At 61.9% G+C, this 19,880-nt stretch carries 19 protein-coding genes and 1 tRNA gene; 10 read left to right on the forward strand and 10 right to left on the reverse strand.

The annotated features are described in order from the left end of the window. Positions 1 to 192 precede the first annotated feature (192 nt). Positions 193 to 1,155 carry a cation diffusion facilitator family transporter gene (locus HBNXHr_RS13365; protein ID WP_275882520.1) on the forward strand — a complete coding sequence of 321 codons (963 nt, stop codon included), beginning with the start codon at positions 193 to 195 and terminating at the stop codon, positions 1,153 to 1,155. A 489-nt stretch (positions 1,156 to 1,644) separates the two neighbouring features. Here the strand turns inward: HBNXHr_RS13365 and HBNXHr_RS13370 are convergent. After that, positions 1,645 to 1,719 (reverse strand) — tRNA-Val (locus tag HBNXHr_RS13370). Positions 1,720 to 1,802: 83 nt separating this feature from the next. Between HBNXHr_RS13370 and HBNXHr_RS13375 the strand changes: the two genes are divergently transcribed. Beyond that, positions 1,803 to 2,312 (forward strand): DUF192 domain-containing protein, encoded by a 510-nt coding sequence (locus tag HBNXHr_RS13375; RefSeq protein ID WP_275882521.1) that lies wholly within the window; start codon positions 1,803 to 1,805, stop codon positions 2,310 to 2,312. Positions 2,313 to 2,350: 38 nt separating this feature from the next. After that, on the forward strand, positions 2,351 to 3,079 hold the full coding sequence (locus HBNXHr_RS13380) for a creatininase family protein (protein WP_275882522.1): 729 nt from the start codon (positions 2,351 to 2,353) through the stop codon (positions 3,077 to 3,079). Between the two features lie 4 nt (positions 3,080 to 3,083). Here the strand turns inward: HBNXHr_RS13380 and HBNXHr_RS13385 are convergent, their stop codons facing one another. The 5 genes from HBNXHr_RS13385 to HBNXHr_RS13405 all read right to left on the reverse strand — a co-directional run bounded on the left by HBNXHr_RS13385 (position 3,084) and on the right by HBNXHr_RS13405 (position 8,364). After that, positions 3,084 to 3,497: a DUF5790 family protein gene (locus tag HBNXHr_RS13385; RefSeq protein ID WP_275882523.1), complete on the reverse strand. Its 414-nt coding sequence runs from the start codon at positions 3,495 to 3,497 to the stop codon at positions 3,084 to 3,086. 59 nt (positions 3,498 to 3,556) lie between these two features. Next, positions 3,557 to 4,597, reverse strand: coding sequence for a hypothetical protein (locus tag HBNXHr_RS13390; RefSeq protein WP_275882524.1), 1,041 nt, complete (start codon positions 4,595 to 4,597; stop codon positions 3,557 to 3,559). A 329-nt stretch (positions 4,598 to 4,926) separates the two neighbouring features. Continuing rightward, entirely contained in the window at positions 4,927 to 6,789 is a 1,863-nt protein-coding gene (locus tag HBNXHr_RS13395) for a pentapeptide repeat-containing protein (RefSeq protein WP_275882525.1), read from the reverse strand. Positions 6,790 to 6,941: 152 nt separating this feature from the next. Beyond that, positions 6,942 to 7,292, reverse strand: a complete 351-nt coding sequence (locus HBNXHr_RS13400) for a dihydroneopterin aldolase family protein (protein WP_275882526.1) — start codon at positions 7,290 to 7,292, stop codon at positions 6,942 to 6,944. 82 nt (positions 7,293 to 7,374) lie between these two features. Then, positions 7,375 to 8,364 carry an aldo/keto reductase gene (locus HBNXHr_RS13405; RefSeq protein WP_275882527.1) on the reverse strand — a complete coding sequence of 330 codons (990 nt, stop codon included), beginning with the start codon at positions 8,362 to 8,364 and terminating at the stop codon, positions 7,375 to 7,377. 717 nt (positions 8,365 to 9,081) lie between these two features. On the opposite strand from HBNXHr_RS13405, the gene ileS reads away from it, so the two are divergent. After that, positions 9,082 to 12,288, forward strand: coding sequence for an isoleucine--tRNA ligase (gene ileS, locus HBNXHr_RS13410; RefSeq protein WP_275882528.1), 3,207 nt, complete (start codon positions 9,082 to 9,084; stop codon positions 12,286 to 12,288). Positions 12,289 to 12,320: 32 nt separating this feature from the next. Here the strand turns inward: ileS and HBNXHr_RS13415 are convergent, their stop codons facing one another. The 3 genes from HBNXHr_RS13415 to HBNXHr_RS13425 form a co-directional block, all read right to left on the reverse strand. Next, on the reverse strand, positions 12,321 to 12,722 hold the full coding sequence (locus HBNXHr_RS13415) for a PIN domain-containing protein (protein ID WP_275882529.1): 402 nt from the start codon (positions 12,720 to 12,722) through the stop codon (positions 12,321 to 12,323). Continuing rightward, complete coding sequence (locus HBNXHr_RS13420; protein WP_275882530.1) at positions 12,709 to 12,996, reverse strand: antitoxin VapB family protein; 288 nt, start codon at positions 12,994 to 12,996, stop codon at positions 12,709 to 12,711. Before HBNXHr_RS13420 ends, HBNXHr_RS13415 begins: the two co-directional genes overlap by 14 nt. Before the next feature lie 78 nt (positions 12,997 to 13,074). After that, positions 13,075 to 14,517 (reverse strand): type IV pilin N-terminal domain-containing protein, encoded by a 1,443-nt coding sequence (locus tag HBNXHr_RS13425; protein ID WP_275882531.1) that lies wholly within the window; start codon positions 14,515 to 14,517, stop codon positions 13,075 to 13,077. A 112-nt stretch (positions 14,518 to 14,629) separates the two neighbouring features. Between HBNXHr_RS13425 and HBNXHr_RS13430 the strand changes: the two genes are divergently transcribed. The 6 genes from HBNXHr_RS13430 to HBNXHr_RS13455 are packed head-to-tail and all read left to right on the forward strand — an operon-like array spanning position 14,630 to position 19,436. Then, on the forward strand, positions 14,630 to 15,730 hold the full coding sequence (locus tag HBNXHr_RS13430; protein WP_275882532.1) for an ABC transporter substrate-binding protein: 1,101 nt from the start codon (positions 14,630 to 14,632) through the stop codon (positions 15,728 to 15,730). Between the two features lie 36 nt (positions 15,731 to 15,766). Then, positions 15,767 to 16,819 carry an iron ABC transporter permease gene (locus HBNXHr_RS13435; RefSeq protein ID WP_275882533.1) on the forward strand — a complete coding sequence of 351 codons (1,053 nt, stop codon included), beginning with the start codon at positions 15,767 to 15,769 and terminating at the stop codon, positions 16,817 to 16,819. Next, entirely contained in the window at positions 16,816 to 17,640 is an 825-nt protein-coding gene (locus HBNXHr_RS13440; protein ID WP_275882534.1) for an ABC transporter ATP-binding protein, read from the forward strand. The genes HBNXHr_RS13435 and HBNXHr_RS13440 overlap by 4 nt, the downstream gene beginning before the upstream one ends. Positions 17,641 to 17,656: 16 nt before the next feature. Beyond that, positions 17,657 to 18,145 (forward strand): tRNA (N6-threonylcarbamoyladenosine(37)-N6)-methyltransferase TrmO, encoded by a 489-nt coding sequence (tsaA, locus tag HBNXHr_RS13445; RefSeq protein ID WP_275882535.1) that lies wholly within the window; start codon positions 17,657 to 17,659, stop codon positions 18,143 to 18,145. Positions 18,146 to 18,204: 59 nt separating this feature from the next. Continuing rightward, on the forward strand, positions 18,205 to 18,657 hold the full coding sequence (locus tag HBNXHr_RS13450; RefSeq protein ID WP_275882536.1) for a NifB/NifX family molybdenum-iron cluster-binding protein: 453 nt from the start codon (positions 18,205 to 18,207) through the stop codon (positions 18,655 to 18,657). After that, positions 18,654 to 19,436, forward strand: coding sequence for an MBL fold metallo-hydrolase (locus HBNXHr_RS13455; protein WP_275882537.1), 783 nt, complete (start codon positions 18,654 to 18,656; stop codon positions 19,434 to 19,436). Before HBNXHr_RS13450 ends, HBNXHr_RS13455 begins: the two co-directional genes overlap by 4 nt. Positions 19,437 to 19,470: 34 nt before the next feature. Here HBNXHr_RS13455 and HBNXHr_RS13460 read toward each other — a convergent pair whose 3' ends face one another. Continuing rightward, complete coding sequence (locus tag HBNXHr_RS13460) at positions 19,471 to 19,869, reverse strand: helix-turn-helix domain-containing protein (protein ID WP_275882538.1); 399 nt, start codon at positions 19,867 to 19,869, stop codon at positions 19,471 to 19,473. Positions 19,870 to 19,880 lie beyond the last annotated feature (11 nt).

Raw genomic sequence — 19,880 nt, forward strand, 5'->3', positions numbered from 1 at the left:
TTTTCTGGGTGCGGGACAGCCGAGGTTTGGCTACCGAATCGAAGACCAGTTGCGCCACGGGGACTCCAGCACCCGGCGAACATTGTCACCAAATAGCAACGATAACACAGAGATGGGGACTGAAACGGGACGTCATTCAGATATCCGAAATGTCTGAAAAGGTATTTCAGAGAGAGCAACAATGTTCGTTCAGTGGCAAATAGTAGATCCGTCGTCCTCGCTGCCCTCTTTGCGAACGGGGCTATTGCCGTCCTGAAGTTCATCGGGTTTCTGCTCACCCAAAGCCCCGCGATGCTTTCCGAGACGTATCACAGTATTTCCGACACCGGCAACCAGGTGTTCCTGCTCGTTGGCATCCGATACGGGAAGAAGTCGGCGTCCCGTGCGCATCCATTCGGCTACGGGAAAGCCCAGTTCTTCTATAGTTTCCTCGTGTCGGTGCTCCTGTTCGGCATCGCGGGCTGGGAGAGCGCCAAACACGGGTTCAACGCGATCCTACACCACGAGGCGGCTGCGCTGTCCGGCACCGTGACACAGTTCGGGATGACGGTCCCCGCAATCTGGGTGAACTACATCGTCCTCGTCGGTGGAATCCTCTTCGAGGGATGGGCCTTTAGCAAGGCATATGCAGGTATGCAATCCGATATCGACGAATACGGATGGAGCGGGTTCCTCGAGGCGTTCCGGAAAACGTCGAACGTGACGACGCTGACGGCGTTCACCGAGGACACCATCGCGCTGATCGGGTTGGTGTTAGCCCTCGGTGGTGTGTTCCTCACGGATTTCACAGGCAATCCGCTGTTCGACGCGACCGCTGCCCTGCTCATCGGCCTCATGCTCATGGGCTTTGCCATCGCCCTGGCCTGGGAGAACAAACGCCTGTTGTTGGGCGAGAGCCTCCCACAAGCCGAAGAGCAGCGACTCCGGAAAATCATCCGCGAGTGGGACGGCGTCGCCGAAATCGTCGATTTCCGGACCGTCTACTTCGGCCCCGAAAACGTGGTTGTCTCCAGTGACGTGGCCTTCGATGCCGGTCTCGACACCAGCGAGATCGACACCCACATCACCGACATGGAGAACGCCATTATCGACGCCTATCCCGATATCCAGAAAGTCTACGTCGAACCCGAGACGAAGGCGGTAGCGGACGACTGACTGCTGGGAAGCAGTCCTTGGCGTGCATACCGGGCAGGCACAGACCGACAGCGCCCCAGTAAAAATCCACGGCCACTCGCAGAAATTGTTCGCACCAGTGCTGGAAAGTCGCGATCGATGGACAGAGGAAAACGCCCGAGAGCGGCGCGAGAAGTGGGTCCGGGCGTCCTCGTGAACGGAGTGAACGAGGGCTCGAGAGAGCTCCGCTCTCTCGGCGCCGTGCCGAACAACGTGAAGCACGGCTTGAGAGAGCTGTGCTCTCTCAGCGGATTTGAACCGAACGAAGACGTTCCTGCTCACTCCGTTGCGCGGGCTGCGACTTCTAGGGTTCAAATCCGCCGTCCGCCTCGCACACGCGGCGCTCGTGAGTGAGCGCCGCGAAAACTCAGTGGGTCCGGGCGGATTTGAACCAAAGAAAGACTCACTTTGTTCGTCTTTCAGGGTTCAAACCGCCATGCCATTCGCTCCTCACGTCCGTTCGTCGCAGAATGGGTCCGGGCGGATTTGAACCACCGACCTCGGCCTTGTAAAGGCCACGTCATAACCAACCTAGACCACGGACCCGTATCCCGAAAAACTGCATCCGGCGAAATAACCCTTGCTTTCTGATCCGAACGCTTTCAGTTCCCCCTCCCATCCTGCCAGACATGGATCGCAGTCGACTCGTCAACCTGGTCGTCGTCGCACTGCTCGTCCTGGCAGCAGTGCTGGCACTGACGGGTCCGACCAGCCCACTGGCACCCCTGCTCTCGCCGCTGTCCTACGAGAACGCCACCCTTTCGATCCATGACGAAAACGGATCCGACCTCACGACCGTCGACGTCCGCGTGGCCGACACCGAACGTGAACGCTACGTTGGTCTGAGTGAAACCGATTCGCTCCCGGATGGCGAGGGTATGCTCTTTGTCCACCCTGAATCCGGCACCTATCCCTACGTAATGCGAAACATGTCTTTCCCGCTGGACATTCTGTTCCTGGACACCCACGGTACAATCACGACGATTCATCACGCCAGGCTGCCCGAAAACCCGAGTGACCCACAACAGCAGTACCGCGGCCAGGGCCAGTACGTGCTCGAAGTCCCCCACGGCTGGACGAACTCGACCGGTATCGACCCCGGGGACCGAGTTTCGATTCCCGATTTCGTCGCGAACTGAGAGGAATCGTTTTCACGACGCGGCCGCCCCGTGGAGACATGCACCTCACCGAGTCGACCTGGCCCGACGCCAAAGCGGTCGAGACCGACCTCGCCGTCCTCCCCGTCGGAAGCACCGAACAACACGGCCCGCACGCACCCCTCGGAACCGATGCCATCATCGCCGAGGCCGTCGCCGACGCGGCGGTCGAGGCCTATCCGGGCGAAGTCGTCGTCGCGCCGCCGATCACGGTCGGCGTCAGCGAGGAACACCGTGCCTTTGCGGGGTCGCTATGGGTCAGCGAGGACACCTTCCGTGCGACCGTCCGCGAGACCGTCGCCAGCCTCGCACACCACGGCTGGGACCGGGTCGTGATCGTGAACGGCCACGGCGGCAACGTCGGCCCACTCAAGGAAATCTGTGCTCGAATCACCCGCCACGACGACGCCGACGCGGTCCCGTTCACCTGGTTCGAAGCGGTCGATCCTGATGACATCTCGATGGGACACGCCGGGCCGATGGAAACCAGCGTGCTCGAAGACGTCGCGCCGGAACTCGTCGACGAAGACAAGAAAGGCGCTGCCCGCGAGGGTGCCGCCGAGCGCTGGGGCGAGTGGACGAGCAGCGTGAATCTCGCCTACGACGTCGAGGAGTTCGCGCCCAACGGCGTCGTCGGCGATCCAACTGTGGCGGACGCCGAACGCGGCGAGAAACTCCTCCGTTCGGCCCGGGACGAGCTGGTAACACTGCTCGAAGACGTGGCCGAGCGCGACCGCCCGACGGCGTAAGTCCCTATTCGTCGCTGTCGCTTTCCTCGTCACCCGCTGATTCGAGTTCGCTCCGGATCTCGGGGACAGTACCCGCCAGGTCGCTCACCTGCTCGCGAGCATCGGTCAGGTCGGTAATGAGTCCCTCGACAGCCTCGATATCGTCCTCCAGATCGCCGGCATCGTCGAAGGCATCGGCCCGCTCGCCCATCGTGTACCACTTTTTGGCGTCCCGAAGGTGGGCCTCAGCTTCACCCGGTTCCAATTCGGATCGGAGGGCGTTGAGGACACCCAGCGTGTTGTCGGCCTCGACGTCCCAGATCGCGTCCGGATCGGGGAGTTCGTCGCGGGCCGCCGCGAGGTGTTCCTCGACGTCGCTGCGCATTTCATTGGCTGCCTCCCCGAAGAGATCGTCGTCGTCGAGTGTCGATTGACTCATAGACACCACTTCACACGCTCTCGGTTAAAAGATTGCCCGAAATTCGGGGTGATATTCCCTCAATCAGCGCCCGAGGGGCGACGGTCGGCGAGCACGTCGAACTCGGCGTTGGTGTCCCCGAGCACCAGCAGCGCGAACTGGCGGTGAAACACCCGGATCGGGACGTAGATCACGGCCGCTGCCACGAAGACCACGAGCAGATACGCGAGTAGCAACGCGGCAAGCACCGCGACCGCTGTGGCGGTGATCACCCCGCCCTGCAACGCACCTAGACCGACCAGCACGGCGACGATGCCGAACGGAACCAATAACGCGACAGCGACGATCCCAAGGACGATACTCCCGGCGATTCCGGTGACAATGTGGAGGCCGAAGGCGACCAACACGTACGCGCCATACTCGGTCCACTGCTCGGTGAGCGTCGGCCAGAAGCGCCGCCAGGCCGACAGCACGCCTCGATCTTCACGGAGCATGATCGGGACGACGAACTCGGTGGTGAAGCCGTTGAGCAGGGCCACTGGGATGCCCACGACAAGGCCAAGCAGGAACAAGAGAAGGACGCCAGCGACGATCCGGGCGATCGACGGCGAGACGGCTTCGCCCGCGAACAGCGCCGCGATCACGTCACCGAACAATAGCAAGAACGCCCCGCCGAAGATCGCAAACGCCACAGCCCCGAGAACGAGCCGGAAGGCGAACAGTCGGAGTCCGCGGCCGAGGTAGCGCCCGAAGTACGCCCGGACGGCGACGTCATCGGCTGACAGCGACTCGACGAAGACGAACTCCATGATCGCGCCGATCGCCGCCACGACCAGCCCGAAGAGGACGAGCACGGCGAGAAGACCGAGAACGACGGCGATCGCTGTCGCCGTCAATTCGGGCAGCTCGACGCTGAATGCCGGGAGCGAGTCGCCGGGGACCGACCCAGCACTGGCGGGAACGTTACCTGTCGTCGAGAAGACGCTCCCACCGCCGCTGCCGCCGAGCAAGAAGAAGGTGACGACGGCGAGACGGAGCCACCGCCCACCGTCGAACGGGAGGAGAAACGAGCGGGTCATGTCGACGGCGTCGTCGATGCGGTCGATCGCTGCGAGAGCCATACCGGTGGTGTCCGTCCCCATGTGACTTAGGTCTAGGCCGTCGAAGTTATCGACTTATCTTATTTAAACAGTTTAAAAGTACCCAGAGCACTCAGGCGACACTTTCACCCGGGTCTACGAACCCTTAAGTGTTAAGCCACCGGACCATTGCTATGTAGTCCTCGTCGGGACCACCGGCTAACCCACTTATTAGTAATAGTCCCTATTGTCTTAAATATGCAGGAAATTTTGAAATCTGGCCCGATCAGCTAGAATGGAAATTACGAAATTTGCTGTTTTTGATTTTCAAGTTTCATCAATGGTTTCTTTGAACAAGACACTTAAGCAACCTACCGCGCCACTCGCCGCCCGAGCACAAAAACCAACAAGGCAACAAGAATCGCCCCCACCAGCGACTCCCCTGCGACAAGTACCCGTGACCACGGACTCGCAGGCGAGAGGTCCCCGTAACCGATCGTCGAGAACGTGATCACGCTAAAGTAGACGTTCAACAGCACGTCATTGACGCCAGCCCACGTCTCTAGCTCCCCTAGCGACGCTATCGCGTACGTTGTGCCGTCGGGTTCCTTCACCCCACCGACGAACGGGAACGCCAGCCCCGCGAGGACGATCACGCCGAACCACCACGTCAATAAACGTTTGACACTCTCGCCGTGTTTCGACAGCGCCCACATGAGTGTCTTCACGTACCGGCGTGGGTCGCCGCGCTCTTTCAGCAGCTTTCGCTCGGCTTCCTCCTTGCTGATATGGAACTTGCGTGCCTCCTCCGAGAGCGCATTCTTCTCGTGGAGGGTTTCGAGACGCCTATAAACCCATCTAGCGGCCTCTAAGCGGTCAGTACCTGGTAGCAGCGACTTTGAATCTAATGATTCTCCGGAGTCTTCTATAGATGGGTCTGCCTCGTAAACACAGACTGGCCGAAAGGAAGACGATGGCCTGGATTCGGGTACGACCGACAAAAATGAAGTAAATCGGCCAAGAAACGACAATATTTCACTCTTTTTGTTGGAGGAGAGTTCTCTGTTGTAAAATATTGTTCCCGAGTTAATGCGCATATCCTCGAAGACCGTTTCATATAGGAGTGCGCTAGAAAAGATTGCATATCGGCAGTCCGCAGCTGAAAATACTGCATCTTGAAGGTTTGCATTTTCAAAAGTGGCAAACTTCGCATCGATTTCAGAAAATTCTGCCCCCCAGAGATTGGTCCCAAGGAATTCGGATTTCCAAAGCTTGGCATCTATAAAGACAGCTACCTGAAGGTCGGCATCCGAGAAATCAGCCCCATGGAGATTAGTTTCGGAGAAGTGTCCTTCCTGAAGGCCTGCATCAGAGAGGTCCGCTTCCTTGAGGTCGGCGTTCTGAAATTCGGCCCCTTGTAGATTGACATTTGAGAAGTCAGCTTTGTGTAATTTAATGTTCGAGAATTTTACCTTCTCAAGGTCATTACCTGTGAAATCGACCCCTTTGAGGTCCATATTCGAAAATTTTGCTCTGTTTAGATTGACATTTAACAAATCAATCTTCCTGAAATCGGCATTCGAGAAGTCAGTTCCTTGGAGATCGGAATTTTGAATTTCGACTTTCCAAAACTTGGTCCCTGAGAAATCAGTTCCTAGAAGATTTGAATTTAAAAATTCAACTTCTTTTACCTCGGTATCCGTAAATTTAGCCCACCTTAAATCGACAATGGAAAATATAACCTCCTCAAGATCGGTATCCGAGAAGTCAGTCCATTGGAAGTCCACATCAATAAACTGAACATCTCTAAAATCAGCATTCGAAAAATCAACCAAATTCAGGTTGACTTCCGTAAATTGGGCCCATCTGAGATCAGACCTTGTGAAATCAGATCGCCTGTACTCTCCACCCTCAAACTCAACTCCCAGTAATCCACACTCTCCAAAAGAAACTTTGTCACCAGCCTGAATACCGCGAAGAATGGCTCCGTCTAGCCGTTCAGGACAATCAGAACGGTAATGCTGAAGGTCTTCAACGGTCTTGTCATCCACGTCCGCGTGCCAAAAACACCGGCCAGTTTCCTCATACTCATCCCACACAGGTCGCCAGCAACTGACGGCTTCTGCATGTTTATGCCAAAGAGACTGGTGATAATACTCATCTATATTAACGTCCTCTGGTTGCAAAGTAAACCCACACCGACCATCAGGAACGTCCTCCTCGTCCGTAGCCATACGCCCCTCATACCACCTCCCTGGTAAAGAAAGCCCCTGCCAGCTCTAAAAACACAGTACAGCCGTTAAGTAAGCGCCATATCTATCGTTCAATCTTACCAGAGATGGGGTGAGCAGTGTTCGATAACAGCCTCCAAGACCGTCAAAGAAGTTCAGATCGAATTGTCAACGTCGACCAGCCGCATCCGGGGATAACCGTCGTCCATCTCCATGACACCCCTCGCCTCCAGTCCCTCGTAGTCCACGAGAATCTCCACGTCGGCGAACTCGCCGGTGAACTCCGTGTAGCCCACGGCCGGGTCGACCGCCGTCTCGATGGCTTCGGTCTTCATCTCGACGGTCACGGCCTCGCAATGTGGCTGGTTCTCGATCGCGCTCTCGATGGCACTCGCGAGCTCGGCGGCGCTCGCGGGGCTGATCGGCGTGCCGGCAAACTGGTGATAGAGCGCGCCGAACTTGATCCCGAGTTCGAACGTCGCCCGGTGGGCGTCGGTCGGTTCCATATCCTTGCTGGGGTCGGCGGCGGCTAAAACGTTGGCCGACGACGCTGGTCAGCTGGTTTCCCTGCACGACGGAACGACGGCCTCACCACCGATGGTGAACGTGGTCGTAGAGGTGTGCCTCGTAGATGTCCCGGACCGCGCCGTGAGTCTCGTGGGAGAGTTCGGGGAGGTCGGCCGCGGCGGCGTTGGCCTCGACGTGCGCGGGCGATGTCGAGCCGGGGATGACCGTCGAGACGGCGTCGTGATCCAGGATCCACCGGAGGGTGAACTGCGCCATCGACATTTCCTCGGGGACGTGCGGCCGTAGGTCATCGACAGCATCGAGGCCGGACTCGAAGGGCACGCCGGCGAACGTCTCGCCGCCGGCGCGACCGATCCCGGCATCGACGCCGCCCTCGGCGGCGCTCTTGCGGTGGTCGCCTTCGTCGAAGTCCTCGATGCCGTCGAAGACGTCGGCGAGCAGCCCGGAGGCCAGCGGGACGCGGACGATGATGCCGACGTTCTCGGCGGCTGCCCGTTCGAAGAACCGCTCCGCGGGTCGGTGACGGAACGGGTTGAAGATGATCTGGACCGTCTCGACGACGTCGTACTCGATGGCCTTCGTCGCCTCCTCGACCTTCTCGACGCTGACGCCCGCGTGGTTGATCTCGCCCTCCTCGCGCAGCTCTTCCAGCGTCTCGAAGGTATCTGGGTTGTAGAAGGCCTGTGTCTCCGGGCAGTGCAACTGGACGAGGTCGAGCGTCTCGACGCCGAGGCGCTCTTTCGAGCCCGCGATGGACTCCCGGAGGCCCGCTTCGGAGTGACCGCCGTCCTCGTCGGGGGCGGCCTTCGTCGGGACGAAAATGCCGTCCCGGTCGCGCTCGTCGAGCACTTCGCCGATGAGGGATTCGGCGCGGCCGCCGCCGTAGACCTCGGCGGTGTCGAGCAGGTTGACGTCCGCGTCCAGCGCGGTTCGGATCGCGTCTTTGGCCTGTTCGTCGCTGACGTCGCTCCAGACGGGACCGACGTTCCACGTGCCGAGACCGACCGCCGAAACGTCAACGTCGGTCGATCCGAGAGTTCGGTACTCCATAGCATCACAGACAAGCGCCGGCGCGAAAAATCCGGGGGTTGAGCGGTGACCAGATTCGCCCATGACGGCTGAATAGTGCTATTCTGTCGTCTACAGCTCGAAAGCCCCTGCGCGTTCCAGTCGAGGGGCTCTCACGGGTCGCTTCGCTCACGGGTCACTTCGTTCTCACGGGTCGTTTCACTCCCCGTTCGAAGTACCGAGGTCTCGCTTCGCTCGACCTCGCATTCCCCGTTCGCAAACGAGGCGCTCGCGTTCGCTCACGCCTCGCTCTCCCCGTTCGAGTGGACGTGGCCTCGCTGCTCGCGGGTCACTCCGTTCCCCGCTCGCAATCCCCGCGGTCTCACTGCGTTCGACCGCGCACCGCTCGGCCACGCGCTCGCTGCGGTCCTCACTCACTACGTTCGTTCCGGTCCTAGCGTCGCCCGTCTTCCCGGAACGCCCAGCCCCTTTCAGTCCCACCCACTATAGCCAGGGAAGAAGCCGACACGGGTGGGACTGAAAGGGGCCGCTCGCTCGACCTGGCCCGGACGAAGCCAAGGACCGCAGGCGATAAGCCGAGGACCGCAGCGAGTCCCGGACAGTCGAGCGAGCGGGGGCTTTCATGCTGTTTACAACCGCGCTTCCAACGCAGCCTACATCCCAAGAAGCAATCCCAACGTGAACGTTCCCCATGACGGGATCGATTTGCCTTTAATCCCGGCGATGGAGTGAAGAAGTATGACAGACGTTGAGGATCGCGATCCGCCGACGTACGAGCGCTTCGGCGAGGTGGCAGACCAGTACGACCCCGACAGCGTCCGCGATCGGGTGTTCGCCCACTGGGACGCCGTCGACGCCTACGAACAGACGAAAGCGCACCGCGCCGACGGCGAGGACTTCTTCTTCGTCGACGGGCCCCCCTACACCTCCGGGGCAGCCCACATGGGGACGACCTGGAACAAGACGCTGAAGGACGCCTACATCCGGTACCTCCGCATGCAGGGCTACGACGTCACCGACCGGCCGGGCTATGACATGCACGGCCTGCCCATCGAGACCAAGGTCGAAGAGAAACTCGACTTCGAGAACAAGAAGGATATCCAGGAATTCGGCGAGGAGAACTTCATCGACGAGTGTAAGGACTTCGCCGAGCAGCAACTGGAGGGGCTCCAGGAAGACTTCAAGTCCTTCGGCGTCTGGATGGACTGGGACGATCCCTACAAGACGGTCACCCCGGAGTACATGGAGGCCGCCTGGTGGGGTTTCGAGCAGGCCCACGAGAAGGGACTGGTCGAGCAGGGCAAGCGCTCGATCTCCCAATGTCCCCGGTGTGAGACCGCCATCGCCAACAACGAGGTCGAGTACGAGGACGTCTCCGACCCGTCGATCTACGTGAAGTTCTCGTTGCAGGATCGGGAAGGCAGCCTCGTCATCTGGACGACGACCCCCTGGACGATCCCCGCCAACACCTTCGTCGCGGTCGACGAAGATCTGACCTACCAGGCCGTCGAAGCGACCAAAGACGGCGAGACAGAAGTACTCTGGATCGCCGAGTCCTGCGTCGAGGACGTCCTCTCGAAGGGTCGGTACGACGACTACGAGATCGTCGACGAGGCGACTGGCGAGGAGATGGTCGGCTGGGAATACGAGCACCCGCTTCGTGAGGAAGTCCCCGACGCGCCCGAAGGCAAGGACGCCCTGCAGGTCTACACCGCCGACTACGTCGAGGCAGACCGGACGGGGCTGGTCCACTCCGCGCCCGGCCACGGTGAGGAGGACTTCGAGCGCGGCCAGGAGTTGGGGCTGGACGTGTTCTGTCCCGTCGGCGGCGACGGCGTCTACGATGACACCGCTGGCAAATACGCCGGTGAGTTCGTCAAGGACGCCGACGCGGCGATCATGGACGACCTCGACGCGAACGGCAACCTCCTCTCGCGGGATACCACTCACCACAGTTACGGGCACTGCTGGCGGTGTGACACGGGGATCATCCAGATCGTCACCGACCAGTGGTTCATCACGGTGACGGACATCAAGGACGAGCTGCTGGACAACATCGCGGACAGCGAGTGGCACCCCGACTGGGCGCGGGACAATCGCTTCCAGGACTTCGTCGAGGAGGCACCCGACTGGAACGTCTCCCGGCAGCGCTACTGGGGGATCCCGATCCCGATCTGGACGGCTGAAGACTGGGATGGCTCCATGGACGACGCCATCGTGATCGGCGACCGCGAAGAACTCGCCGAGCGCGTCGATCAGGAGATCGAACCCGAAGCTGTCGACCTCCACAAGGGGACCGTCGACGAGTTGACGATCACCGAGGACGGCCGGACCTACGAGCGCGTGCCGGACGTCTTCGACGTCTGGCTCGACTCCTCGGTTGCCTCCTGGGGGACGCTGGACTATCCCGAACAGACTGAGGACTTCGAGGAGCTATGGCCGGCAGACCTCATCATGGAGGCCCACGACCAGACTCGCGGGTGGTTCTGGTCCCAACTCGGCATGGGGACTGCGGCAGTCGGCGAGATCCCATACGACGAGGTGCTGATGCACGGCTACGCGATGATGCCTGACGGTCGCGGGATGTCCAAATCCAAGGGCATCACCGTCGAGCCACAGGAGGCCATCGCGGAAGGCGGCGCGGACCCGATGCGGGCGTTCCTGCTCTCCCAGAACCCCCAGGGCGAGGACATGCGCTTCTCCTGGGACGGGATGGACTCGATGCAGCGCAACCTCAACATCCTCTGGAACGTCTTCCGGTTCCCGCTGCCGTACATGCGGATGGACGGCTTCGATCCAATGGAAACGACCGTCGAAGACGTCGAACTCGAACAGATCGACGAGTGGGTGCTCTCCCGGCTCCAGACCGTCGAAAGCGAGATGGGCGAACACTTCGAGGACCGCCGCCAGGATCGCGCGATCCAGGCGCTGATGGACTTCGTCGTCGAGGACGTCTCCCGCTTTTACGTCCAGGCGGTCCGCGATCGCGTCTGGGCGGAGGGCGAAGACGGCTCGAAGACGGCCGTCTACGCCACGCTCTATCGCGTGCTCGAGGAGACCGTCGCGCTGCTGGCTCCGTTCACCCCCTTCATCGCCGATGAAATCTACCAGTACCTCACAGGCGATGCCGGCTACGACACGGTCCACATGTGCGACTGGCCGGAACCCGACGACACGTTGCGGGATGTCAGCCTCGAAAACGAGATCAGCGTCGTCCGGGCGGTCGAGGAGGCAGGGTCGAACGCCCGCCAGCAGGCCGAGCGGAAACTCCGGTGGCCGGTCAAGCGCGTCGTCGTCGACGTCGACGACCAGGAGGTCGGCGGCTCGATCGAACTCCAGTCCGACCTGCTGGCCGACCGCTTGAACGCCCGCGAAATCGAAGTCGTCGCCCCCGACGAGGCGTGGGGTGAACTCACCTACAGCGCCGAGGCCGACATGAGCAAGCTCGGCCCCGCCTTCGGCGACGAGGCGGGAGCCATCATGAACGCGCTCAACGACGCCAGCGTCGCCGAGCCCTCGATCGAGGCCCTCGAATCGGCCGTCGCGAGCGATCTGGGACGGGGCGTCGATCTCACGGCGGAAATGGTCGAGTTCGTCCGCAACACGCCCGACGGCGTCGCGAGTACGGAGTTCGAGGCCCTGGATGGGGGCGGGGTCGTTTACGTCGATACCACGCTGACCGAGGACATCGAGAGCGAGGGCTACGCCCGCGAGGTCGTCCGGCGCGTCCAGGAGATGCGGAAAGATCTCGACCTGGCGATGGACGCTCGGATTACCGTCGAGTACGACATCGCGGACGAGCGCGTCGAAGGGCTGGTCGAAGAACGCGAGGACCTGATCGCCGAGGAAGTCCGGGCTGACGCGTTCGGTGACGCCGAAGACGGCTATCGCAAGGAGTGGGAGGTTGAGGGCGTGAAAGCGGAGATTGCGGTCGAAGAAGTCTGATCGACCAAGTCCCTAGCTCGCGTCTCCGGAATTCAATATCCCTCAATTGAGACGCCGTCGAACAGTTCGAAGTCAGCGACGTTTTCCGTGACGACAGTGGCACCAGTTTCTTTCGCGACCGCGGCGATCAGCAGATCGCCAGCCAGCGCGTTGATCTTGTCCTGATTGATCGCGTCGTCCCGCTGGAGGGCGGCCTCCAGTTCGCCGGCGACGACGGCGTGATCAGTCTGAAAGGGGACGGTTTCCACCCACTCGAACGTCGAAAGAAGCTGGTGGCGATCGAGGTTCCCCTGGAGAGACAACCCCACAGCGATTTCCTTGAGATTGAGCGTCGTCGTGATGAACTCGGCGTCCTCGTGCGCCTCGAGATACGTTTTCGTTGCCTCCCTGCCACCCCAGTAGTGGATCAGAAAGGTCGTATCAAGCAGTTTCATCCGGGTCCTCCGGCTCACTGGCGTCGGCTAACTCTTCGATCGCCGTCCGCTGGCGCGCCGCGAGTCCCGCACTCGTCCGATCGCGGGATTCCTGGACTGTCTCCTCGAGTGCATCCGCTGCGTCCTCGTCGAGCGTCCCGAACCCCGCCCGCCAATCGGCCGTCGTCTCCTCAAGCAGTCGCTCGACGAGGTCCGTGAAGCTCTCGTCGTCCCGTTTGCGGCCTTTCAGCCGCTCGTAGGTGTCGTCCTTGACACCGATCGTTTTCGTTCCCATGTTTTGTGTTTGTGTACACATACACAAAAAATTGTCGGCCGGATCGGAGTGCCACACAACCGGAACAAAATTTGGTGGCTAAGGATCTTCGTAAATCGTGACGTTCCGGAAGCGGGAGACGCCGCTGGCGTCGCTATCGTCGTCGTTGACGAACACGAGATGGGAGACATCCGTGCCGGCAGACACGAGTGAGGAAGCGTCGATCTCGTAGGTGACCCAGCCGTCGCCAGCCGAGTAATAGGAGTCAGCCGCTTGCGCCCACGACTGATTTCCGTAGAAACGCACGAACCGCGATTCAGCCTCTGAATCTCCGGTTTCGAGGCCGATGCCGTGGATTTCTCCTTTGCTCGTGGCGTTGAACTCCACAGTGAGGACGGTGTCCGCGGTGACATTCTTGTCGATCGGGACGGAGGCCCACGTGTTGTTCGAAAGCGTCAGCGTGGCGTTGTCGTCGCTCACTTCGACACCATAGTCCTTGTCCTGAGACCCGTAACTTTGTACGGGTTCGGTCGTGGTGGTGCCCTCAACCGTGAATTCGAACTGGATCGACGAACCGAGGTCGGGGGCGTCGTAGGCCCGGATGTTCCGGAACTGCGAGTCGGTCGCGATGTCCGTGTCGTCGATGTCGTTGACGAGCGCGAGAAAGTCGGCTTGCCCATACTGGGACGGCCCGTAGAGTTGGCCGACGGGGATCTCGTAGTGAACCCACCCGTCCGTCGTCGCGTAGTCCACTTCGTCGTACTCGATGCCCCAGGACTGGTTTCCGAACAGCTTGAAGATCCGGTCGTCGGAGATGCTTGCGTCGTTCTCAAGGCCGATCCCGTGGATCTCGCCCTCGGTGCTCGACCGGAAGTCGAACTCCAGCACGGTCTGGTCGGTAACGTCGTGATCGAACTCGACCAGCTTCCAGGTATTGTTTGTCAGGACTGCTTCTCGCGCGCCCGTCGAATAGGTGAACTCGTCGTCGTAGTCCTGTCCGCTGCCGTAGGACTGGACGGTCGCTGTGTCGAAGCGGAGATACGACGGGACGGTGCCCTCTCGGGGCGGCGTTGCGGTATAGACGATCGAGGAGGAGTCATCGTGCTCCCAGACAAGACGAGCCTCCGCGGCGTCAGCAGGATACAGCGGGCCGATTTCGGTGCCCGCGTTCAGGCGCTGGCTCGATACGTAATCCGTCACCGGGTACGACCGGTCGCCCAACTGAACCGACAGTCCGTCGACAGTGAGGACATCACCACCCCTGTGCTGGAGGACCAGTCCGTTGTCCGCGGTGTAATCGGTCTCGAAAGCGGCCGTCGGCGGGGATTGCCCGACCTGCTCGACGATCCCGAGTGCGAACACGGACACGGTCACTCCCAGAATGATCGCGATCGCGACCAGCAGAACGTTGGATACGACGGGCGTTACCGCACGGTCTTCCCGAAGGTCGTCTGGCCGACGCGAGCAAGAATCAGCGCCTCGGCGGCGCGGCCCGCGGGAAGTATCGGACGACGACGGCGTTTCCGAGACACCGGACCCCATGGGGGAACCTACCCCAGCAGTGTAAAAAGTAATTGGGTAGCGCCAGCCACCCCGAGTATTACTAAAATCCGAAAGAGTATTATTCCGGCATCGATTACCGCTTCGACAGGCAATGGTGACACGACGAGGCGTGCTTCAGACGATCGGTGCCGGTTCGTTGGTGGGGCTGGCAGGCTGTACGGGCGGATTGGGAGCATCGGGCACTGACACGCAGGCTGACGCAAACGAAATTACCGATGGGTACGGCCGGACGGTGGCCGTCCCCGGGACGGTCGAGGATATCGTCGGCGTCGGCCCGGGCGCACTCAGGCAACTCGCCTATCTCGATGCGACCGATCGTGTCGTTGGCGTCGAGGACGAGACCGAGTCGATGCTGTCGGCCCCGTACAACCTGGCGAATCCGGGCCTCCAGGAGCGGCCAGTTATCGGCTCGGCTGGGCCGAACGCCGGCGGTAACCCGGAAGCGATCCTTGCGGTTGACCCGGACGTGATCTGCTACTACGGCGATCCATCGAGAGCCGAGACGCTACAGAGGCAGACCGAGACGCCAGTAGTTGGCCTCGAAATCGTCGATATCGTCGACAACGCGGCCCGCGAGACGATGTTCGACACCTGGCGGCTCCTCGGCGAGATCCTCGACAAAGCCGATCGCGCCGAGGCAGTGATCACGTTCGTCGAAGAGACGGTCGCCGATCTGACCGACCGGACGGCCGATCTGGCCGACAGCGAGGCCGAGCAGGCCTACGTCGGCGCGATCAGTTACAAGGGGAGCCACGGGATCGAGACGACTCGCAAGCGATTCCCGCCATTTCGGTTCGCTGGGGTCGAAAACGTCGCCGGCGAGATCGACACCGACGCCGCCTCGGTCCAGGTGAGCGAGGAGCAACTGCTGGCATGGGATCCCGCGCGGATGTTCGTCGCCGCCGACAATCTCGGGCTCGCCGTCGAGGATCTCGAAGCCAACCCGGCGTATCAGGACCTCTCGGCGGCGGTGAATGGCGAGATCTATACGATCCTCCCCCACGCGAGTTACCATCACAACTACGGGTCGATCCTGGCGAACGCCTACTTCGTCGGGCAAACGCTGTACCCGGATCGCTTCGGCGACGTGGATTTCGAATCGACCGTCGAGACGATCTTCGAGACGATGCTCGGCGCTCCACTGTACGAATCGCTGCTCGAAGCGTACCCGGCCTACGAGACGGTGATCTGACGTGATGCAACGGGATCGATGGAACGGTGATCTGACGTGACTGAACCAGCCCTGGCGGCCCACCGCGAATCGACCGCCCGGCGACTCGGGTTTCTCGGTGTCTCAGTGGGGTTGCTGGTGATCGCGTCACTTGCCGGACTCGCGATCGGCTCAGTCTCGCTCCCACTCGTGGACGTCTGCAGTGCCCTGGTTGGCGGTGAGAGCGATCTCGCGCGTTCGATCGTCTGGAACGTCCGAGTGCCCCGCGTGCTCACGGCGATCGTCGCCGGCGGCGGGCTGGCGATCGCGGGCGCGGCGATGCAAACCGTCCTCCGGAACCCGCTGGGTGCGCCGTACACGCTGGGAATCTCCCAGGCTGCGGCCTTCGGCGCGGCCGCCTCGATCGTCCTGATCGGGATCGGCGCGGATGGCCTCTCCGAACTCGGCTCTTTGGGGCCCTATCTGACGACGATCGCGGCCTTTCTCGCGGCGATAGTCTCGACCGCCGTCATCCTCCTGTTGGTGACCTACCGCCGGGCGACCCCCGAGACGATGATCCTGACCGGCGTCGCGCTCGGGTCGCTGTTCACCGCCGGGATGACGACGATCCAGTACTTCGCCAGCGACACCGAAGTGGCGACGATCGTCTACTGGACCTTCGGCGACGTGGGCCGGGCGAGCTGGCCCCAGGTCGGGCTGATGGCCGCCGTCGTCGTGCCCGGGTTCGCCTATTTCCTCCGCAACGCCTGGAACTACGACGTTCTCGACGCCGGGACCGAAACCGCGACCAGCCTTGGCGTCGACGTCGAATCGGTGCGGATCCGCGGGATGGCGCTGGCCTCGGTCGTGACCGCAACCATCATTTCCTTCGTCGGTATCATCGGGTTCGTCGGGTTGGTCGCCCCGCACCTCGTCCGAATGGTGATCGGCGGCAACGAGCGATATCTGCTCGGGGCCTCGGCGCTGGTCGGCGCGACGCTGCTGGTCGTCGCCGACACCGTTGCCCGAACGATCGTCGCGCCGGTCGTCCTGCCAGTGTCGATCTTGACCTCGTTTCTGGGCGCGCCCCTGTTCATTTACCTCGTGATCGAGGGGAGGGACTACTGGTGACACTCACGATCGCAGACCTACGGTTCAGCTACGACGCCGAGCCGGTCCTCTCGGCCGTTGATCTCTCGGTCGAGTCGGGTGAACTGCTCGGACTGCTTGGCCCCAACGGTTCGGGCAAGAGCACGCTGTTGCAGTGTCTCAACGGCATTCTGGAGCCGGACGCGGGAACGGTACGGATCGACGGCGATCCAGTGGCGAAACTGACCAGCGACGAGCGCGCCCGGCGGTGCAGTTACGTCCCGCAGGCCGAGTCCGGCGCGTTCCCGGCGACCGTCTTCGAGACCGTGATGCAGGGCCGACGACCCCACGGTGGGTGGTCGCCGAGCGCACGCGACCGAGAGGCAACGGCGGGCGTCCTCGATCGGCTCGACATCGGTGATCTCGCCGATCGCCAGGTCAGCGAACTCAGCGGTGGCCAGCGCCAGAAAGTCCGTCTCGGGCGGGCACTGGTCGGCGATCCGTCGGTCACGCTGCTGGACGAGCCGACGAGTGCGCTGGACCTCCGCCACCAGTTAGAGGTGATGGACCTCGTCGTCGAGCACATTCGAGCCAGCGAAGTGGCCGGCATCGTCGCGATTCACGACCTCAACCTCGCCGCCCGGTACTGCGACCGGATCGCGCTGCTCGCAGACGGCGAGATCCATGCCGTCGGGCCACCCGAAGTCCTGACACCCGAGACGATCCGGACGGTCTACGGCGTCGAGGCGTCCGTCCGCGGGCACCGCGACCGGCAATTGATCGTGCCCGAAGCGCCGGCCGAGAAAACCCACACTGCGGAACAGTCTGCCCGACAGCGCCAGCCAGCATCGACCGACGACTGAAACCGATCACGTGACCATGACATACGAAGTGACACAGATCGGCACGGTACGCAACGATTTCGAGACACCTGTCGGTCCCGAGGAGATGGCCGCTCACGAGAGTACGATCGTCATCGACGAAGACTACGCCGAGGGGCTGTACCGCATCGCGGACAACGACTACGTCACCGTGCTGTGGTACCTCCACGAATCCGGGGAGCCGAGCCTTCGGGGGCCGCGACGCTACGGAACCGAACGCGGGATCTTCGCCTGCCGGAGTCCGAATCGCCCGAGCCCGATCGGGACGACGACGGTCGAGTTGCTGGAACGCGAGGGTCGGGAATTGCGGGTTCACGGACTCGACGCCATCGACGGGACGCCGGTGCTCGATATCAAGCCATACGCGCCCAACTTCGATCGGCCCGACCGTACGGACGACCGCCGCGAGAATCACGGTGGCCGAATCGAGGGTCCCAGCGCCGACCGTGATGGACGGGCGCGGGAGGTCGGCGGAGACGAACAGTGAATCAAACGACGAACCATCGCGACACCAGCAATTCGAACCAACAACACATGACAATCTGCATGCCGATCACCGACGGTGACGGTCTCGACGCATCAGTATCCCAGCACTTCGGTCGCGCACCCGCCTTCGCGGTGTACGACCCCGACGCGGAGACAGTCGACGTCGTCGACAACGACAGCCACCACCACGGCGGCAACCGTTCCCCGCCGAGCGTCGTCGCCGAGACGGGCGCGGAGACGCTAATCTGTGGCAATCTCGGCGGGAAGGCCGCCGAGCGCTTCGACGCGTTGGGGATCGACGTCTACTGTGACGCCGACGGAACGGTCCGGGACGCCATCGAGGCACTCCGGGACGGCGAGTTGACACCGGTCGGGCCGGACGACGACGACGGATGTGACCACGAAGGCGGTGGCCATCACGACGAGGACGGTGGGCACGGACACGGCGGTGGCGGTCACAGCCACAGCGACGGCGATCACGGCCACGACGGAGACGACCACCACGACGTATGACCACCGTCACGATACTGGCGGACAACAGAGTCAGCGGCTCGCGGCCGAAGGGGATCCGCGCCGAGTGGGGGTTCTCGGCGGCGGTCGGCGACCGTCTGTTCGATGCCGGACAGTCGGGAATCGCCGCCGCAAACGCCCGCAAGCTCGGTGTCGGCCCCTTCGAGACGGCGGTACTGAGCCACGGCCACTACGATCACACGAAGGGACTGCCGGCGTTCGTCGAAGAACTCAAGGATATCTACGTCCACCCCGACGCCTTCGAGGCGAAATACCATGGCGAGGAGTCGATCGGGCTCCCCTACACCCGCGAATGGCTCGAAACCCACGCCGAGATCACCACCCACACAGACCCAATTGAAGTGGCGGACGGAATCGTCGCACTCGGGGAGATCCCGCGGGAGTACCCCGATAGTAGAACGGGAGAACGAGTCGACGAGGGCGGCCAGCGCGTCGAGGACCCGGTCCGGGACGACCAGGCGCTGGCGGTCGAGAGTGAAGACGGCATCAGTCTCGTCCTCGGCTGCTGTCACGCTGGCCTCCGGAACACGATCGCCCATGCCGAGGCTGTGCTTGAGGACCCTGTCCGGACGGTCGTCGGTGGGACTCATCTCCGGTCGCCCGACCCCGAGACGATCGAAGCTATCGTGGAGTGGCTCGACGGTCGGATCGAGCGGATCGCGCCGACGCACTGTACTGGTCACGTGGCCGAGCGAGCACTCGAAGACGCCTTCGGCGAGGACTACCGTCGCATCGGCGTCGGCTCACAAATCGAACTGTAAGCTGTCGGCCTGATTTCGTCGGAGAACGGAAGCCTCAGACGGTGGGGAAGTCCAGGGGCGGACAGTCTTCAGCATCCAGGACAACAGAGTCGATTTCCGCCGAGAACCGTTGATAGGCGCGCTCGAGACAGTCCTCCATGCGCTCTGCCACTCGATCAGGACCGACGGCCTCGTAGACAGCCGGTTGCTGGGTGCCTGCCCAGGTTGTGACCTCAGTGATGAGTTTGTGTTCCTCCAGCGTCTCGAGATACCGGTAGGCAGTCGCGAGCGCACAGTCCAGTTCCGCAGCGAGTGCTTCGGCACTCAGTGGCTCCGCCGCTGCGAGCAACGCCCGATAGACGGCCTGTTCGGATGTGTTCAGCCCGAAGATGCGTTCGAGCGCCCGATCCGCAGTCGCCTCGGTGACCACGATCTCCTGGAATGTCTGTGCCATCACCGACACTA

The sequence above is a fragment of the Halorhabdus sp. BNX81 genome (assembly GCF_029229925.1).
In the GTDB taxonomy this organism is placed as follows: domain Archaea; phylum Halobacteriota; class Halobacteria; order Halobacteriales; family Haloarculaceae; genus Halorhabdus.

Coding starts and splice junctions, on each gene's coding strand:
- HBNXHr_RS13395 (WP_275882525.1), bottom strand. CDS start 6,789: ATGGCTACGGACGAGGAGGACGTTCCTGATGGTCGGTGTGGGTTTACT.
- HBNXHr_RS13375 (WP_275882521.1), top strand. CDS start 1,803: ATGGATCGCAGTCGACTCGTCAACCTGGTCGTCGTCGCACTGCTCGTC.
- HBNXHr_RS13380 (WP_275882522.1), top strand. CDS start 2,351: ATGCACCTCACCGAGTCGACCTGGCCCGACGCCAAAGCGGTCGAGACC.
- HBNXHr_RS13460 (WP_275882538.1), bottom strand. CDS start 19,869: ATGGCACAGACATTCCAGGAGATCGTGGTCACCGAGGCGACTGCGGAT.
- HBNXHr_RS13385 (WP_275882523.1), bottom strand. CDS start 3,497: ATGAGTCAATCGACACTCGACGACGACGATCTCTTCGGGGAGGCAGCC.
- ileS (WP_275882528.1), top strand. CDS start 9,082: ATGACAGACGTTGAGGATCGCGATCCGCCGACGTACGAGCGCTTCGGC.
- HBNXHr_RS13420 (WP_275882530.1), bottom strand. CDS start 12,996: ATGGGAACGAAAACGATCGGTGTCAAGGACGACACCTACGAGCGGCTG.
- HBNXHr_RS13405 (WP_275882527.1), bottom strand. CDS start 8,364: ATGGAGTACCGAACTCTCGGATCGACCGACGTTGACGTTTCGGCGGTC.
- tsaA (WP_275882535.1), top strand. CDS start 17,657: ATGACATACGAAGTGACACAGATCGGCACGGTACGCAACGATTTCGAG.
- HBNXHr_RS13455 (WP_275882537.1), top strand. CDS start 18,654: ATGACCACCGTCACGATACTGGCGGACAACAGAGTCAGCGGCTCGCGG.
- HBNXHr_RS13415 (WP_275882529.1), bottom strand. CDS start 12,722: ATGAAACTGCTTGATACGACCTTTCTGATCCACTACTGGGGTGGCAGG.
- HBNXHr_RS13430 (WP_275882532.1), top strand. CDS start 14,630: ATGGTGACACGACGAGGCGTGCTTCAGACGATCGGTGCCGGTTCGTTG.
- HBNXHr_RS13400 (WP_275882526.1), bottom strand. CDS start 7,292: ATGGAACCGACCGACGCCCACCGGGCGACGTTCGAACTCGGGATCAAG.
- HBNXHr_RS13450 (WP_275882536.1), top strand. CDS start 18,205: ATGCCGATCACCGACGGTGACGGTCTCGACGCATCAGTATCCCAGCAC.
- HBNXHr_RS13425 (WP_275882531.1), bottom strand. CDS start 14,517: ATGGGGTCCGGTGTCTCGGAAACGCCGTCGTCGTCCGATACTTCCCGC.
- HBNXHr_RS13390 (WP_275882524.1), bottom strand. CDS start 4,597: ATGGCTCTCGCAGCGATCGACCGCATCGACGACGCCGTCGACATGACC.